This window comes from Roseomonas sp. HF4, assembly GCF_005222755.1.
Classification (GTDB): Bacteria; Pseudomonadota; Alphaproteobacteria; order Acetobacterales; family Acetobacteraceae; genus Neoroseomonas.
The window spans coordinates 17802-33276 of record NZ_STGD01000021.1 but is presented as its reverse complement, the minus strand read 5'-3'; the positions used below and the strand labels follow the sequence as shown (position 1 = coordinate 33276).

Below are 15475 nucleotides of genomic sequence, written 5' to 3'. Positions count from 1 at the left end.
GCGATCACGCCGCACGGTCCCGCCGCAGCAGGAACCCTACGGCCACCGCTACCAAGGCGACTACCAGCGCCACGCCGAGCCAGACAGGCACACCGGCCAGCGCCTGCAGCGTGGGCGCCGCAGTGGCCGCCGCCGCGGCATAGCCGTTCAGCTTCGCCGCCTCGGCGCCTTCCGTCGGCGGCGCGGCGGGCGCGACATGCAGGCTGGCGACGACTTCCCCGCGCCCCCAGAGCCCGGCCTCGGCCGCGCGTCGGTTCAGCAGTCCCGGTACGGTGGCCAACCTGCCATTCTGCCGCTGCTTGACGTAGAGGCGCACCGTCTGAGCCTTGATGCCGCGCTCGCGCTAGATATCCATGTTGTCGAGCACCTGTTCCTTCATCTCGCGCGCGGTCGGCGCGCCGGTCTGCTGGATCAGGCGGTCGGCGAGCGTCGATTTCCCATGGTCTATATGGGCAATGATCGAGAATTTACGGATGAGTTCGAGCGGGGTGTCGGTCATGGGAATCCGTAGACGGGACGATTGCAGGGGCATGACCCGCAGTCTGCGGAGGGACCTAGGGCAGACGAGGCGCATGTCAAAGCATCTTGGCGCCCTGGCCCTGCTCCTGGCGCTGCTGGCCTGCGGGGACATGGACCGCGGCATCAATCCCGCGCTGGCGCCCGGCGCCCGCAACGCCGGCTATGGGCTGGAGGATGTTAACGCCGCCGGCGGGCGGGCCGACCTGCTGATCTTCGTGGCCTTCTCGGGCGGCGGGAAGCGCTCGGCCGCCTTCGGCCACGGCGCGCTGCGCGGCATGCGGGACGTCCCGGTCCGGCGCGGCGGCGAATCTTCGACCCTACTGGAGGAGGTCGATCAGGTTGCCGGCGTCTCCGGCGGCAGCTTCACCGCGACGCACTACGCCTTGTACGGCGTCCGATCCTTCGAGACCTTCCCGGCCGAATTCCTCTATCGCGACATCGCCGCCTATGTGTGGGGAACCTACCTGCTGCCCTGGCAATGGGGCTGGCTGATCGACCCGGCCGTCGGCACCAATGACCGCATGGCGGGGGTCTACGACGCCCTGATGTTCCGCGGCGCCACCTTCCGCGACCTGCAGGCGCGCAGCCGCCCCCGGCTGTCGATCAACGCCACCGACCTCGCCACCGGATCGCCCTTCCCCTTCCTGCCGCATACCTTCGACGTGATCTGCTCGGACCTGGCGCGCTTCCCGCTGGCGCGGGCGGTGGCGGCATCGAACGGCTTCCCGCTGCTGTTCACGCCGATCACCCTGGCCAACCACCGCGGGCCGGATTGCGCGGCGCCGCTGCCGACCAACCTCGCGACCATGCCGATGCTGGCCGAATACAACCGCCGCCGCGTGATCGAAGTGGTCGCCCGCATGGCCGACCGCGAGCGCACGCCCTGGCTGCACCTGCTCGATGGCGGCATCTCGGACAACTTGGCGCTGCGCGTGACGGTGAACTTCGCGCTGTTGGGCGGCGTGGACGAACCTCGCTTCGCTGCCGCCATGCTGCCGGTGCGGCGCATGCTTATGATCAGCGTGGACGGGCAATCCGCGACCGACCCCGCGCTGTCCCGGCAGCGCATGGTGAACGGGGTGGTCCAGATCCTCGACGCCGTCTCGGGCGGGCAGATCGACAACTACAACCTCGAGACGTTGGCGGTCACCGCGGTCGAGGTCGAGCGCATGGTCGAGCGCCAGCGCGCCAATCGCTGCGCCCATGCGACCATGATCGACGGCCGCCGCTGCGACGATGTCGCGGGCCAGCTGGTGCATGTCTCGCTGGCCGATGTGCGGGACCCCTCGCTGCGCGACCGCCTGCGCCGCGTGCCCACCGGCCTGACGCTGCCGCGCGAGGATATCGACGCGCTGGTCACCGCCGGCGAGGGCGTGATCCGCGGCAGCCGCGCCATCGCGGAATTCCTCGCGGAGTAGCCGCCGGCGCGCGGCGCCGCGCGGCCTATTCGAGCCGCGCCCCGCTGACCTCCACCATCTCCCGCCAGCGCGGCGCATCGGCGGCGATGCGCGCCGAGGAACTGCCGGCGCTCGGGGGTCGCCTGGTGTGCCGTGGCAGCGGCGACGATCTGCCGCTTGCCGAAGCATTGGCGCAGCAGGCCGACTACCTGTGCCGGATGGTCGCGTCGTCCCGGCGGGGGCAACAAGTTGCCCTTTTTCGTCGACGCTGCCGCCAGGTAATGCTGCTATTCTGATGCGCACATGGGGACCCGGACCCATCAAGCGCGGGGACCGCCGGAGACGCTGCACGGCGCGGCGGATCGAGGGCGGTGGTGGGGATGGCGGCGCACCCGCTGGTGCCCACCAGGCCGGTCAGTCATAGGGCCGGCCGCATCATCAGCGTTCGGCCGTGCCTGCTGCCGTTCGGCGCGACGCACCTGGAGCGCCGGGCACTCCGTCGTTCGTCGCGCCCGCCGGCAGACCGGTCAGGGCGAGAAGGCGGCTGCGCTGCGCAGCCCGAAGCCGCACCGGCACGATGCGGTGGCCCTCCGCGGCGAGCACGCCGGGAAGGCGCGCAATCTCGCGCACTGCGCGGGAGGGGCGCGGGTCCGTGAGCGCCACGAAGGCATCACCGCGCTCGATGCGGTCGAACTGAAGCTCGACCATGCTGTCCATCGCGTCCCACCAGAACAGACCCAGCACTACCATCGGCACCGCCAGCGCGATGCCGAAGACAGTGAGGAGGGTGCGCAGCGGGCGACCGAGCAGACCGCGCAGCGGGATCTTCGCCCTGGCCCCGACCTGGCGGCCCCAGCGGCCGAGCGTGCTCCCGCCGAAGGCGCCCGGGCGCGGCGGGCGCAATCCCTCGGCGGCGGGCAGGCGAAGGATCCGCCGCAGCGCGGCCAGCACGCCGAGCAGCGCCACCGCGAAGCTGGCCGCGGCCGCGAGCAGGGGCAGCCAGGCCGGCAGCAGGTAGGGCATCTCCGGGAAGCGGAAGAAGGGCCGGTAGTTGCCGAGCATGCCCGCGCCCATCCAGGCGCCGGCCGCGATGCCGAACATCGAGCCCAGCGCACAGACCGCGGCGACGAACTTCGCGTAGTGCGCGGCGATCGGAAAGGATGGGTGGCCGAGTGCCTTGAGCGCCGCGACCTGCTCGCGCTGCGCCTCCACCATCCGGCCCAGCACGACGTTCAGCAGGAAGGCGGCGATGCCGAAGAAGACCAGCGGCACGGTGACGGCCAGCGTGCGTTGCTCGGCCAGCTCGTCCTCCAGGAAACGGTGCGAAGGCTGGTCGCGTCGACCATAGGCGCCGCGCCCGCCCCAGGGCAGCAGCAGCCGGTCCAGCTCCGCGATCACCGCGGGCTCCGAGGCGCCGGGGGCCAGCGTCAGAACCGCCTCGCCAAAGGCGCCCTGCATGTCGAAGGCGCGCGCCGCCCCCTCCTCGCTCACCCAGAGCACGAGGAAGCCGCGGTCGTCCGGCAGGGGATTGCCCGGCCGCGACGTGAAGACGAACTCCGGCGAATGGGCGATGCCGCTGATGCGGAAGCGCTCGCGCCGGCCATTCAGTATGACGGCGACTTCGTCGCCCGGACGCACCTGCCAGGCCTCGGCGAAGGCGGCATGGATCACCGCCTCGTCGTGCCGTGTCGGCTCGGGCAGCCGGCCAGCGAGCAACCAGAGCCGGTTGAGCGCCGGTTGTTCCCCATTGGCCGGAAGCGACAGCACACGCCCTGCGACCGGCACCTCCGCCCCGGGCCAGTCAACGCGGGCCTCGCCGCCGACGCGCGCCTCTGTGAGCGCCACGCCCGGGATCTCCCCGATCCGTGCCAGCAGTGTGCGGGGCGCCCGCTTCACCTCGGCATAGACTTCCGGGAAGCGGCTCTCCGCATAGAAGGACTGCTGCGCCCCGCGGAGCGAGAGGAAGCTGCTGACCGACATCACCAGCACCGCGACCCCGGCGCCGATCAGCAGCGCGATGGTCAGGACCTGGCCGCGCAGCGCCTGGACATCGCGCAGCACCTTGCGGTCCAGCACCCTCACCAGACGAGCTCCTCCGGCGCGCAACGGTTGGCATTTGCTTCGATCGACACAATGCGCCCACCACCCATGCGCAGCACCCGGTCGGCCATGCCGGCGATAGCCGCGTTGTGGGTGATGACCACCGTCGTCGCGCCGACCTCGCGGTTCGCCCGCGCGATGGCCGAAAGCACGATCTTGCCCGTCTCGACGTCGAGCGCGCCGGTGGGCTCGTCGCAGAGCAGGGCGTCGGGCCGCTTGACGATGGCGCGCGCCACAGCGACGCGCTGCTGCTCACCGCCGGAAAGCTGGCCAGGGAAGTGGTCGAGGCGATGCGAGAGGCCGACGAGCGCGAGCGCCTCCTCGGGCCGCATCGGGTCGCGCGCGATCTCGGCGACGAGCTCGACATTCTCGCGTGCGGTGAGGCTCGGGATCATGTTGTAGAACTGGAAGACGAAGCCGACGTGGTCACGGCGATAGGCGGTCAGCGCCGCCTCATCCGCCCCGGTCAGCTCGTGGTCGCGCCATACCGCTCGGCCCGAGGTCGGGGCATCCAGCCCGCCGAGGATGTTGAGCAGCGTGGACTTACCGGAGCCCGAAGGGCCGAGCAGCACCACGAACTCGCCCGGCAGGATGTCGAGGTCGAGGTCGCGCAGCGCATGCACCGTGGCGTCGCCGCTGCCGTAGCTCTTGCACAACCCGCGCGCAACGAAGACCGGGGGCACGCCGGTCGGGGGCCCTACGTCGGCCATCTTGGTCATCGCCATGGCATGCAGGATGCCACGCTTCATGACCGAGTGGCTAAGATCCCGCCGGACGGGCGTGGCCTCAGGCAGCGTCGCTCAGCCTCTCCGCCGCAGCTGCAAGCCGCAAGGCGTGCTGTGGCTGGTCGCGCTTTTGCGCCGCCACACTGCGTCTTCGTCTTCAACGCCGGGATGGTCGGATCCGTCAGCCGCGCGTCCGGCCCGAGGCTCGGCAAATCCCAGCTGGTCTCCACTGCCAGCGTCCGCGTCCCGGCCGGCAGCGTCGGGCAGTTCCTTGTCTGCGTCAGCGGATCGGTGGCGCGTACATTAGACCGGCGCGTGTCCACAGGTCGTTGACGCCGCGCGCCAAGCCGATAGGTGATCCCGCGCCCAGGTTCCGCTCAAAGATCTCACCGTAGTTGCCGACCTGGCGGAGGGCGTTGAAGGCCCAGCGAGCGTCAAGGCCCATCATCGGACCATGCTCGCCAATGGCGCCAAGCAGACGGCGGATAGCCGGGTTGTCGCTGGTCAGCATGGCTTCCGCATTGGCCGACGTGACGCCGAGTTCCTCGGCCTCGATCAAGGCGAAGACTGTCCAGCGGACGATCTCGGTCCACTGCTCGTCGCCGTGACGCACCACGGGAGCAAGCGGCTCCTTGCTGATGCGATCGGGCAGGACCTGATGCTCGGCCGGGTTACGCAGCGTGGTCAAGATGCCGACCAGCTGCGAGGCGTCGGTGGACATGGCTGCGCAGCGGCCTTCCTCGTACGCAGCGCGCATGGCATCCGGCTGGTCCACCAGGACGACGGTATAGGTCAGGCCGTTCGCGCGGGCCCAGTCGGTGAGGTTCGCTTCGCTTGTTGACCCCGCGAAGGTGCAGATGGCACTGCCCTGCAGGTCCTGGGCGCGGCGGATGTTTGCGCGGCGGGTCAGGAAGCCCTGCCCATCGTAAAAGGTGACGGGGCCGAAGTTGAAGCCGAGTTGCGTGTCCCGCGACTGCGTCCAGGTCACAGCGCGCGTTAGCACATCGACTTGGCGTTGTTGGAGGGCGGGGAAGCGGGCCTGGCTGCTGAGGGGGCTGAAGGTGGCGCGCTGTGCGTCGCCCAGCACCGCGGCGGCGATGGCGCGGCAGATATCGATCTCAAGGCCCTGCCAAGCGCCGCCGGCCGCCTGCGCCCCAAAGCCGGGCACGCCGGGCGGAACGCCGCAGGCGAGCGTGCCACGCTCGCGCACCTGACTGAGCGTCGGACCGGGCGGAGCCGACTGAGCCGAGGCGGCTGTCACAGAAAGCAGAAGGGCTGCCGTAGCAACGGCCGTCCGCATCAACATCCGATTCCTCCCCTACCTGCTCTCGCCGCCGGAGTGGAAGGCGATGCACCCACTCGCGTTCGACTTTTCACAGTCTGTTACCCCTTCCGCGTGCGGGGTCTGATCTAGATCAATCACCAGAGCCATTCACCCACCGAGCATCCTGCGCAGCCCGGTGACGACGCTGCCGTCTCCCACGAGCATCAGCAGCACGATCGCCGCCAGCACCAACTCGATCCTGCCGAACCGCTCGTTGGCCAGATTCGAGCGCTCGGCGCCACCTCGACGCCTTCTCAAGCCAAGCGTGGCGTCACCACCTGCACCGCAAGCGGCACCGCAGCGAGGTCCATCGTCGAGGCGCTGACGCTGCGCGCCATCACGCGCACGCTGTTGTTCAACCGGACATGGCAGTTGAGCACGAATGCGATGCTGCTGGTGTCGAGCGAGGCGTCGGCGAAGTCACCCCGCCGCGCGCCGGGCACCGTGACGTCGACGTTGTGGATGCACTAACCTCGGATGCCGACGAGCAGGACGGGCCGGGACAGGGCCCTCGGGAGGGGATCGATGAATACGGTCAAGAACGCTCTGGCCCAGAAGAGTGGCGCCCTAATCCATGTTCGTTCCGACGACATGGTCGTCGAAGCCCTTCGTCAAATGCGCGACAACCGCGTCCGTTCGGTACTGGTCATCGACGACGAGGTGCTGGTCGGTATCGTGACCCAGGGCGACTGCGCCATCAAAGTGCTTCTGCCCGGGCTTGATGCAAAGCAGACGCCGGCGAGCCAGGTGATGACGCGCAACCCCGTGACGGTCAGTCCGGACGACCGACTGGAAAGCTGCATGACAATGATGGCAACGCGCGGCTTTCGCCATCTGCCAGTGCTGGACGCGGGCAGGGTTGTGGGCGTGATCTCGATCGGAGACGTCGTGAAAGATATCATCCGGGATTTGGAGCGCAACGTGGGCGACCTAATGGGATATGTCATGAGGGACGGCCCCGGGGGCTGATATCCGAACGGCAGTGCGGCCGCCGGCGCCGTCTACTGGTGATGCTGCTATCGTGCGGGCGATGAACTAGGGGACCAGGAGCCGAAAACGTCGGGCCTGCCGGAGACGCTGCACGAGGGGCGGATCGATGGCGGTGGTAGGGATGGCGGCGAACCCGCTGGTACCCACCAAGCCGGTCGACATAAGGCAGGCCGCGTCATCAGCGACCGACCGTGCCTGCTGCCGCACGACGCCACGCGCCTGAAGCGCCGGGCACGGTCGACGCGATGATGGTCATCGGCAGATTGCCCGATTGAACACCCGATCCGCTGCCATGGCGTCCATCATGCGTGCGAGCGCCGGCACGGTGGCGAGTTCGGCGACGGCCTGCTGCCAGAGTTTGGCCGGGAACTCCGTCACCCGCGGACACGGCCGCTCAGAAATCCCCGCGGCGCAGCCGCTCAGGGCGTCACGCCAGACATAGGCGACCTCGCCGGGGAATAGCGCCCAAGACCTGCAACGCGACATGTTCGAGGAGGATCTGCAGCCGGTGAATGGACGCTTCGCCATTCCGACAGAGCCGGGCTTCGGCATCACACTAAACAAGGACGCGGAGAAGCGCATGGAGATCGCCGCAGTCAGCCTGGGCTGACTACGACGCCTTGGGTGCGAAAGGCACCGGCATCGCGGTCCATCCGCGATGCCGGCCAGGCGTCAGCCGCCCTGCGGCGGATCGAAGGCGCGGATCGGCGGCAGGTTGCCGGTGAAGCGTTCCATCTCGGTCACCGTGAGTTGCCCGGTGCAGCCCTGGGCGAGCGCCGAGGTCCCTGCATCCCGCGTCAGCACATTCGGGTTGCCGTGTACGCAGAGCGGCTTGTCATCCTGGGGGTCCTCCGGGTCGTACCAGGCGCCGGTGGCAAGTTGTACGACGCCTTGGCGGATCTCCGTGGTCAGCCGCACGGCCGCGAGACAGGCGCCACGTTTGTTGAACAGACGAATTACGTCGCCATCGGCGATGCCACGCGCCGCCGCATCCGCTGGATGCATGCAAGCGACCTCCCGCCCGCGCCGCTTCGAGGCGATGCTGTGCGCGCCGAAATCCAGTTGGCTGTGCAGCCGCGTCGCCGGCTGGTTGGCGACGAGGTGGAGCGGCGTGCTGGGCCCCGGAACCTCCTCTGGCGGCAGCCAGGCCGGGTGGCCGGGGCAGCTTGCCTCGCCGAAGCCGGCGATAGTCTCGGAGAAGATCTCGATCCGCCCGCTCGGCGTAGGCAGCGGATTGGCGTCCGGGTCCTCCCGGAATGCGCGCCACGGACCGCCATCATCCGGGGCCTGCGGCAGACGCAAGGTTCCGGCGGCCCAGAATTCCTCAAAGTCGGGCGCCGGCAGGTCCTGTTCGCGCAGCGCGTGCTGCGTGCGCGCATATAGGTGGCGCAGCCATTCTCGGGTCGTGCGGCCCTCGGTGAAGGCCTCCTCCACGCCCATGTGTCGGCTAAGGCCGGCGAAGATGTCGTAGTCGTCCCGCGCCTGCCCGTAGGGCGGCACGATGCGGTGCATCGCCACCATCAGCGGGTCGTGTGAACTGTAGCCGATATCTTCGCGCTCGAGCGTCATCGTCGCGGGCAGGACGATGTCGGCGTGCCGAGCCGTGGCGGTCCAGGCGAGTTCGTGCACGATGAGAGTGTCGACGCGTGCGAAAGCTTCGCGCAGTCGGTTGAGGTCCTGGTGGTGGTGGAACGGGTTGCCGCCCGCCCAGTAGACCAGCCGGATGTCGGGATAGGTGCGGGTCTGCCCGTTGTAGCGGTACTGCGTGCCGGGGTTCAGCAGCATGTCGGCGATGCGCGCGACCGGGATGTAGTTGCCGTGCTTGTTGCGGCCCTGGGAGAGGGTCGGACCGGGCACGGCGTTCGCGCGCCGCCCATAGTAGCCGATGGCGCCGAGCGCATAGCCGTAGCCACCGCCGGGCAGGCCGATCTGGCCGAGCGCCGCGGCCAGCACCGCGCCCATCCACACTGGCTGCTCGCCGTGTTCCGCCCGCTGCAGGGAGTGCGCGACTGTCACCAGCACGCGGCGGCCGTGCAGTCGGCGGGCCAGGGCGCGGATATCCTCGGCCGCGATGCCGGTGATCGGCGCCGCCCAATCGGCGTCCTTCGCCTGACCGTCGGCCTCGCCGAGCAGGTCGCGCTCGAAGACGGGCCAGCCGACCGTAAAGCGGTCGAGGAAGGCGCGGTCGTGCAGCCCTTCCACGACCAGCGTGTGCACCAGCGCCAGCATCAGCGCGGTGTCGGTGCCGGGGATGTTGGCGATCCACTCGGCGCCGGCTTCCTCGGGCAGGTCGCTGCGCAGCGGGCCGATCAGGATGAAGTCGCAGCCGCGCGCGCGTGCGGCCTGCATGGCGCCGCGCTCGACATGTTCGCTGATGCCGCCGCCGGCGACCATGGCGTTCTTCAGCGCCATACCGCCGAAGGCCAGCACCAGGTCGGTGTGCTGCGCCACCTGTTCCCAGGTGACGTTGTGCTTCGTGAGGTCCTCATAGTTGCCGAGGATGTGCGGGACGATCACCGAGGCGGCGCCGGAGCTGTAGGAATTGACCGAGGCGACGTAGCCGCCGAAGGCGCAGTTCAGGAAGCGGTGGACCTGGCTCTGGGCATGGTGGAAACGACCGGCGCTCGCCCACCCGTAGGAACCGCCAAAGACCGCGCCCGGCCCGTGCTGGTCCTTGATGCGGCGCAGCTCCCCGCCCAGCAGGTCCAGCACGGCGTCCCAGGACATCGGAACGAACTCGTCCCGGCCACGCCCACGATCAGGTCCCGGGCCACGTTCCAGCCAGCCGCGACGCACCATGGGCTGTGCGATGCGCGCGGGGTGCCGGAGCGCGGAGGGAAAGTTCTGCAGGATCTCGTTGGGGTCCCGATCGCCCGGATGCGGGCGGACCAGGAGCCCACCATCGCGCATGGCCGCCGTGAAGACGCCCCAATGCGAGCTGTGCGGGCGGAATTCAGTCGTCCCTGCCGTCTCGGCGCTCATGCGATGGCCTCTGCACCTGAATGCGATGAATGCGTGCCGGTCGAGCGTCGCGGCGCGCTTTCGTCTCAATGGTATCTGTTCCGTCCGACAATGACATCGCCATCGACATCCCAGATCGCACCCATGACTCAATCCGTGCGCGGCGAAAGGACAAATGCGATCGCCTCGGCCACATCTTTAGGTCGTCACCGGCGATGGGGCGACCTCCTTCTCGCTGGGTCGGCCGCCCTCAGTTGCGCCGATCCGGCGCATGCTCGGCACGCCGGCCGACCTGCCCTCCTGCCATGCCGCGCGCGTCGAGGGCTTCGTGCTTGAGGGGCATGTGCCGGCCCTGGCGGTGCGCCGGCTGCTGGCCACGCGCCCTGCCGGCATCCGTGGCATTCGCCGTGCCGGCCATGCCGATCGGCTCGCCTGGAATGGAGGTGCCGGGCCAGGCGCCCGACACCTACGACGTGATCGCCTTCGGTGAAGGGGCGCATCAGACCTTCATGCGCTTCCGCGGCGCAGAGCCGGTCTGACCAGGCGCTCGGGCCGGGCGTCGCGGGAGGCGATGCCGGCGTGGCGCAGCACCTCCGTGCTACCGCCGCGCCGCGCAGGCTTCGCGGCGGGAGCCGCTGGCCGCTCCGAGATCCCCTCCAGGATCGGGCAGTCCGGGCGGTGGTCGCCATGGCAGGCCGCGGCCAGGTGCCGCAGGGTGTCGCCCATCGCCCGCAGCGCGTTCACCTTCTCGTCGATCGCCGCGACATGCGCCAGCGCGAGGCGCTTCACCTCGGCGCTGGCGCGCGCCCGGTCGCGCCAGAGGTTCAGAAGCTCCTCAATCTCCGCCAGCGGGAAGCCGAGATCGCGCGCGTTGCGGATGAAGCGCAGCGCATGCACGTCCTCCGCCCGGTAGACGCGGTAGCCGCTCTCGGTCCGCGTCGCCGCGGGCAGCAGGCCGATCGCCTCATAGTGGCGGATCATCTTCACCGAGACGCCCGAGGCCTTTGCCGCATCGCCGATGTTCATCACACACCCTCCCGTGCAGTGGCCGCGGCGGGTTGGAACCGCCGCAGCCGGAGTGCATTCGCCAGCACGAAGACGCTGCTGAGCCCCATCGCTCCCGCCGCCAGCATGGGCGAGAGCAGCGTGCCGCCGAAGGGCCAGAGTATGCCCGCGGCGACCGGGATCAGGGCAACATTGTAGGCGAAGGCCCAGAAGAGATTCTGCCGGATGTTCGCCATGGTGGCCCGGCTGATTCCGAAGGCCGTCGCCACCGCGCCGAGGTCGCCCGACATCAGCACCACGTCGGCGCTCTCGATCGCGATGTCCGTGCCGGTGCCGACCGCGAGGCCGACATCGGCGGCGGCGAGCGCCGGGGCGTCGTTGATGCCATCGCCGACGAAGGCGACCTTCCGCCCGCCCTCGCGCAGGCCCTGCACGGCGGCAACCTTGCCGTCCGGCAGCACCTCGGCGACCACCTCCTCGATGCCGAGGCCCCGGGCGATCGCCTCCGCGGTGCGCCGGTTGTCGCCGGTCACCATGGCGATGCGCAGCCCCTGCGCCCGCAGGGCGGCGAGGGCCGCCGGCGTGCCCGGCTTGACCGGATCCGCCACCGCCAGCGCCGCGACCAGCCGCCCGTCCACCGCGGCGTAGAGCGGCGTGCGGCCCTGGTCCGCGAGGGCGGCCGCCGTGGCGGCGAAGGGCGCGACGTCGAGGCCGAGACGCGCCATGTAGCGGTCGGCGCCGACCGTGACCTGCCGCCCGTCCACCACTGCCGTGGCGCCGTAGCCGGGCACGGCCTCGAAGGCCGTCGCCTCGGGCAGGACCAGGCCGCGCGTCCGCGCCGCCGCGACGACAGACTGCGCGACGGGGTGCTCGGACTGCGCCTCCACCGCGGCGATCAGCGCCAGGATCGCGGCCTCATCCTCGCCCGGCACCACCGCGAGGTCGGTCAGCGTCGGACGTCCCTCGGTCAGCGTGCCGGTCTTGTCGAGGGCGACGACCTCGACGTCCCGCAGCGCCTGCAGCGCCTCGCCCTTGCGGAACAGCACGCCGAGCTCCGCCGCCCGGCCGGTGCCGACCATGATCGAGGTCGGCGTCGCCAGGCCCATGGCGCAGGGGCAGGCGATGATCAGCACCGCGACCGCGTTCACCAGCGCGAAGGCGAGCGCGGGGTCGGGGCCGAACACCAGCCACACGCCGAAGGTCAACGCCGCGATGGCGAGTACCGCCGGCACGAACCACATGGTCACCTGGTCCACCAGCGCCTGGATCGGCAGCTTCGATCCCTGCGCCTGCTCGACCATGCGCACGATCTGCGAGAGTACCGTCTCCCCGCCCACGGCGGTCGCGCGGAAGCGGAAGGCGCCGGTGCCGTTCACCGTACCGCCGGTCACGTGCGCGCCGGAGGTCTTCTCCACCGGCACGGGTTCGCCGGTGATCATCGCCTCGTCGACGAACGAGGCGCCCTCGGTCACCTCGCCATCGGCGGGGATGCGCTCGCCCGGCCGCACCAGGACGATGTCGCCGGCGACCAGTTGCGCGGCCGGGATCTCCTGCTCCGCCCCGTCGCGCAACACGCGCGCGGTCGGCGGCTGAAGGCCCATCAGCCGCCGGATGGCCTCGGAGGTGCGGCCCTTGCTCCGCGCCTCCAGCCAGCGGCCGAGCAGGATCAGGGTGACGATCACCGCCGCCGCCTCGAAGAAGACGTGCCGCGCGCCATCCGGCAGCAGGCCGGGGGTGAAGGTCGCGACGGTCGAATAGGCGAAGGCCGCCCCCGTGCCGATCGCGACCAGTGAGCTCATGTCGGGGGCGCCGCGCAGCAGCGCCCGCCAGCCCTTGGTCTGGAAGCGCAGGCCAGGGAGGAACATCACCAGCGCGGCCAGCACGAACTGGATCTTCCAGCTCAGCGCGAAGCCGATGCTGTCGCGGATGGCGTGGTGCAGCGCCATGGACAGGTGCGCGCCCATCTCCAGCACCATCAGCGGCAGCGTCAGTACGGCAGCGAGGCCGAGGCTGCGCACCAGGCCCCGGATCTCGGCGGCGCGGGCGGCGCGTTCGCGGTCGCCACGGTCAGCCGGGGCCTCCGCGCCAATGCGCTCGGCGCCGTAGCCGGCGGCCTGCACGGCCTCGATCAGCCGTGCGGTATCGACCGAGGGGAGGTGTGTCACCCGCGCGCGGTTGGTCGCGAGGTTCACCGCGGCCTCCGTCACGCCCGGCACGCCCTTCAGCGCGCGCTCGACACGGCCGACACAGGAGGCGCAGGTCATGCCCTCGATGGCGAGGTCGGTCGCCTCGGTGCCGACGCCGTAGCCGGCCTGGCTGACGGCGCCAAGCACCGCCGGCAGGTCCGGCGTGCCGTCGAAGCGGACCTCAGCCCGTTCGGTCGCAAGGTTCACGGCGGCAGCAGCCACGCCGGGCACGGCCGCGATGGCCCGCTCGACGCGGCGCACGCAGGACGCGCAGGTCATGCCCTCGATCGGGACCGAGAGCGTGGCGTCCGGCGCAGCGGGGACGGAGGCCGCGAGCGCGGGCATCCATTCCTTCACGTTGGTGTCGGGGGCCATCGCGCGTGCTCCTGCCTCAGGCCTTGACGGTGTTCGCGTAGCCGGCGGTGGCGATGGCGGCCGAGAGGCTCGCCACGCTCGCGCTGCTGGTCACGCTGATGCTGTGCGCGGCGAGGTCCGCCCGGACCTGCGCCGCCGGGTCGACCGCCTGCACGGCCTGCGTGATCGTCTTCACGCAGTGGCCGCAGGTCATGTCCGGAACATTGAAGTGCTGCATCTCTGTCTCCTGTCGCAGCGTTGCGGGAGACAGCCTTGTCGTCGCTCCCACGTTGGGAGGGTCAAGCGGCTTTCTTCACCCCGTCCGTCGCGCCATCCCCACGGCGCGACGGAGCAGGGCGACGCCTTCGGCCATGCGGTCCTCCGCCGTGCCGGCGAAGCCAAGAACCAGACCGCGCAGCGGCCTGCCCAGGAAGGAGCCCGAGAGCGGCGGCGTCTGCAGCCCGATCCGCCGTGCGGCGTCGTAGACGGCGACGTCATCGATGCCCTGATCGTGGAAGCGGGCGGCGAGGTGCAGCCCCGCCTGCGGCCCCGCCGCGTCCCAGGCCACGAAGTCCGTAGCGCCCCCCTGCAACGCCGCGAGTAACGCAGCGCGGCGCGCGGCGTAGAGCACGCGCATCCGCCGCAGGTGCTGCGCGAGGTGCCCGTCCGCGATGAAGGCGGCGAGGATCGCCTGCTCGGGGCCGGCGGATTGCCGGTCCGTCAGCGCCCGCGCGGTGGTGAAGGCCGGCATGAGCGCGCGCGGCACGACGAGGTAGCCAAGCCGCAGCCCCGGCGCGAGGATTTTCGCGAAGGTGCCGATGTAGATGACGCGCGCCGCGCCGGGCCGTGCCAGCGCGCGCAGCGGCTGCAGCGGGCGGCCGGCGTAGCGGAAGTCGCCGTCGTAGTCGTCCTCGAGGATCCAGGCGCCGCTGCGTTCCGCCCAGTCGAGCAGCGCGAGGCGGCGCCGCAGGCTCATCGTGACGCCGAGCGGATACTGGTGCGACGGCGTGACCAGCGCGACGCGCGCCTGCGGCGCCAGCGCCTCACCCGCGGCGGCGTCCAGGCCCTCGGCATCCACAGGCACGGGCACGAGCCGCGCACCGTGCGCCGCGAGCGCGCTCCGACCGCTGACATAGGCCGGGTCCTCCACCCAGGCGGCGTCGCCGGGGTCGAGCAGGAGGCGCGCTGCGAGCGCGATGCCCTGCTGCGAGCCGGCGACGATCATCACCTCCTCCGCCGTGCAGGCGATGCCGCGGGCGGCGCCGAGATGCGCGGCCACCGCCTCGCGCAGCGGCAGGTGGCCCGCAGGGTCCATGTAGCCGAGGACATCGGCGGTCGGCCGGTCGCGCCAGACGCGCGCGGCGATCCGGCCCCAGGTATCGGCAGGAAAGGCGTCGAAGGCGGGCAGGCCGGGCGAGAGCAGCCCGGGGCCGCGCCGAGCCGGCGTGATCGGCAGCGCCGCCAGGTCGCGACCGCGGGCGGACAGGCTGCCCGAAGGGGCATCGGGCGCCGGGCCCGCAGCGGGCTGCGCAACCTGCAGCAGCGCCTCCGGCAGCACCTCCGGGACGAAGACGCCGGCGCCCGCGCGGCCTTCGGCATAGCCTTCGGCGACGAGGCGCTCATAGGCGAGCACGACGGTCTGGCGGGACACGCCGGCCTCGAGCGCCAGGGCGCGCGTCGAGGGCAGCCGCGCGCCCGGCTTCAGCCGCCCGTCGAGGACGGCGGCGCGGAAATGGCCGGCGAGTTGCTCCTGCAGCGGCAGCGCACCGGCGGGATCCGGCGCGAAGGCCCCCCAGAGCGGCGGTGCCTGTCGTCTCGGCATGGCCAACTGGACCGATTGGTTTCGCAGAACCGGTCATAGGGCATCGGACCGGCGCGGCGTAGCGAAAGTGCACGCCAATCCCCGCAGGAGAC

16 protein-coding genes and 1 pseudogene are annotated in these 15475 nt (G+C 70.8%); 5 read left to right on the top strand and 12 right to left on the bottom strand.

Annotation, left to right across the window (positions count from 1 at the left end):
- Positions 1–4: 4 nt before the first annotated feature.
- Together E8M80_RS27070 and E8M80_RS23205 are read right to left on the bottom strand one after the other, a co-directional pair.
- Positions 5–316 (bottom strand): hypothetical protein, encoded by a 312-nt coding sequence (locus tag E8M80_RS27070; protein WP_170979596.1) that lies wholly within the window; start codon positions 314–316, stop codon positions 5–7.
- A gap of 30 nt (positions 317–346) precedes the next feature.
- Positions 347–499, bottom strand: a pseudogene (locus tag E8M80_RS23205) (GTP-binding protein); the annotation flags it as partial.
- 73 nt (positions 500–572) lie between these two features.
- On the opposite strand from E8M80_RS23205, the gene E8M80_RS23200 reads away from it, so the two are divergent.
- Positions 573–1937, top strand: coding sequence for a patatin-like phospholipase family protein (locus E8M80_RS23200; RefSeq protein ID WP_170979595.1), 1365 nt, complete (start codon positions 573–575; stop codon positions 1935–1937).
- 86 nt (positions 1938–2023) lie between these two features.
- Positions 2024–2212: a hypothetical protein gene (locus E8M80_RS23195; RefSeq protein WP_137128110.1), complete on the top strand. Its 189-nt coding sequence runs from the start codon at positions 2024–2026 to the stop codon at positions 2210–2212.
- Between the two features lie 142 nt (positions 2213–2354).
- Here E8M80_RS23195 and E8M80_RS23190 read toward each other — a convergent pair whose 3' ends face one another.
- The 5 genes from E8M80_RS23190 to E8M80_RS23170 all read right to left on the bottom strand — a co-directional run bounded on the left by E8M80_RS23190 (position 2355) and on the right by E8M80_RS23170 (position 6508).
- A complete protein-coding gene (locus E8M80_RS23190; protein WP_137128109.1) occupies positions 2355–3998 on the bottom strand; it encodes an FtsX-like permease family protein in 1644 nt (547 codons plus the stop codon).
- Positions 3995–4741, bottom strand: a complete 747-nt coding sequence (locus E8M80_RS23185; protein ID WP_240790190.1) for an ABC transporter ATP-binding protein — start codon at positions 4739–4741, stop codon at positions 3995–3997. The genes E8M80_RS23190 and E8M80_RS23185 overlap by 4 nt, the downstream gene beginning before the upstream one ends.
- Positions 4742–5021: 280 nt before the next feature.
- A complete protein-coding gene (locus tag E8M80_RS23175; protein WP_240790189.1) occupies positions 5022–5951 on the bottom strand; it encodes an amino acid ABC transporter substrate-binding protein in 930 nt (309 codons plus the stop codon).
- A 222-nt stretch (positions 5952–6173) separates the two neighbouring features.
- A complete protein-coding gene (locus tag E8M80_RS26145; RefSeq protein WP_170979594.1) occupies positions 6174–6323 on the bottom strand; it encodes a hypothetical protein in 150 nt (49 codons plus the stop codon).
- Positions 6320–6508 (bottom strand): hypothetical protein, encoded by a 189-nt coding sequence (locus E8M80_RS23170; RefSeq protein ID WP_240790188.1) that lies wholly within the window; start codon positions 6506–6508, stop codon positions 6320–6322. Before E8M80_RS23170 ends, E8M80_RS26145 begins: the two co-directional genes overlap by 4 nt.
- Positions 6509–6590: 82 nt before the next feature.
- On the opposite strand from E8M80_RS23170, the gene E8M80_RS23165 reads away from it, so the two are divergent.
- Positions 6591–7034, top strand: a complete 444-nt coding sequence (locus E8M80_RS23165; protein ID WP_137128106.1) for a CBS domain-containing protein — start codon at positions 6591–6593, stop codon at positions 7032–7034.
- Between the two features lie 505 nt (positions 7035–7539).
- Positions 7540–7665, top strand: a complete 126-nt coding sequence (locus tag E8M80_RS26875) for a hypothetical protein (protein WP_255467550.1) — start codon at positions 7540–7542, stop codon at positions 7663–7665.
- 62 nt (positions 7666–7727) lie between these two features.
- On the opposite strand, the gene E8M80_RS23155 is transcribed toward E8M80_RS26875, so the two are convergent.
- On the bottom strand, positions 7728–10037 hold the full coding sequence (locus E8M80_RS23155) for a molybdopterin guanine dinucleotide-containing S/N-oxide reductase (RefSeq protein WP_170979593.1): 2310 nt from the start codon (positions 10035–10037) through the stop codon (positions 7728–7730).
- Positions 10038–10287: 250 nt separating this feature from the next.
- Here E8M80_RS23155 and E8M80_RS23150 point away from each other — a divergent pair, with 250 nt between their 5' ends.
- Entirely contained in the window at positions 10288–10506 is a 219-nt protein-coding gene (locus tag E8M80_RS23150) for a DUF411 domain-containing protein (RefSeq protein WP_240790187.1), read from the top strand.
- A 17-nt stretch (positions 10507–10523) separates the two neighbouring features.
- Here the strand turns inward: E8M80_RS23150 and cueR are convergent, their stop codons facing one another.
- The 4 genes from cueR to E8M80_RS23130 all read right to left on the bottom strand — a co-directional run bounded on the left by cueR (position 10524) and on the right by E8M80_RS23130 (position 15383).
- A complete protein-coding gene (gene cueR / locus E8M80_RS23145) occupies positions 10524–11042 on the bottom strand; it encodes a Cu(I)-responsive transcriptional regulator (protein ID WP_137128105.1) in 519 nt (172 codons plus the stop codon).
- Entirely contained in the window at positions 11042–13552 is a 2511-nt protein-coding gene (locus E8M80_RS23140; protein ID WP_137128135.1) for a heavy metal translocating P-type ATPase, read from the bottom strand. The genes cueR and E8M80_RS23140 overlap by 1 nt, the downstream gene beginning before the upstream one ends.
- A 46-nt stretch (positions 13553–13598) precedes the next feature.
- Positions 13599–13799, bottom strand: coding sequence for a heavy-metal-associated domain-containing protein (locus tag E8M80_RS23135; protein ID WP_137128104.1), 201 nt, complete (start codon positions 13797–13799; stop codon positions 13599–13601).
- 75 nt (positions 13800–13874) lie between these two features.
- Entirely contained in the window at positions 13875–15383 is a 1509-nt protein-coding gene (locus E8M80_RS23130) for a PLP-dependent aminotransferase family protein (RefSeq protein WP_137128103.1), read from the bottom strand.
- Between the last annotated feature and the right edge of the window lie 92 nt (positions 15384–15475).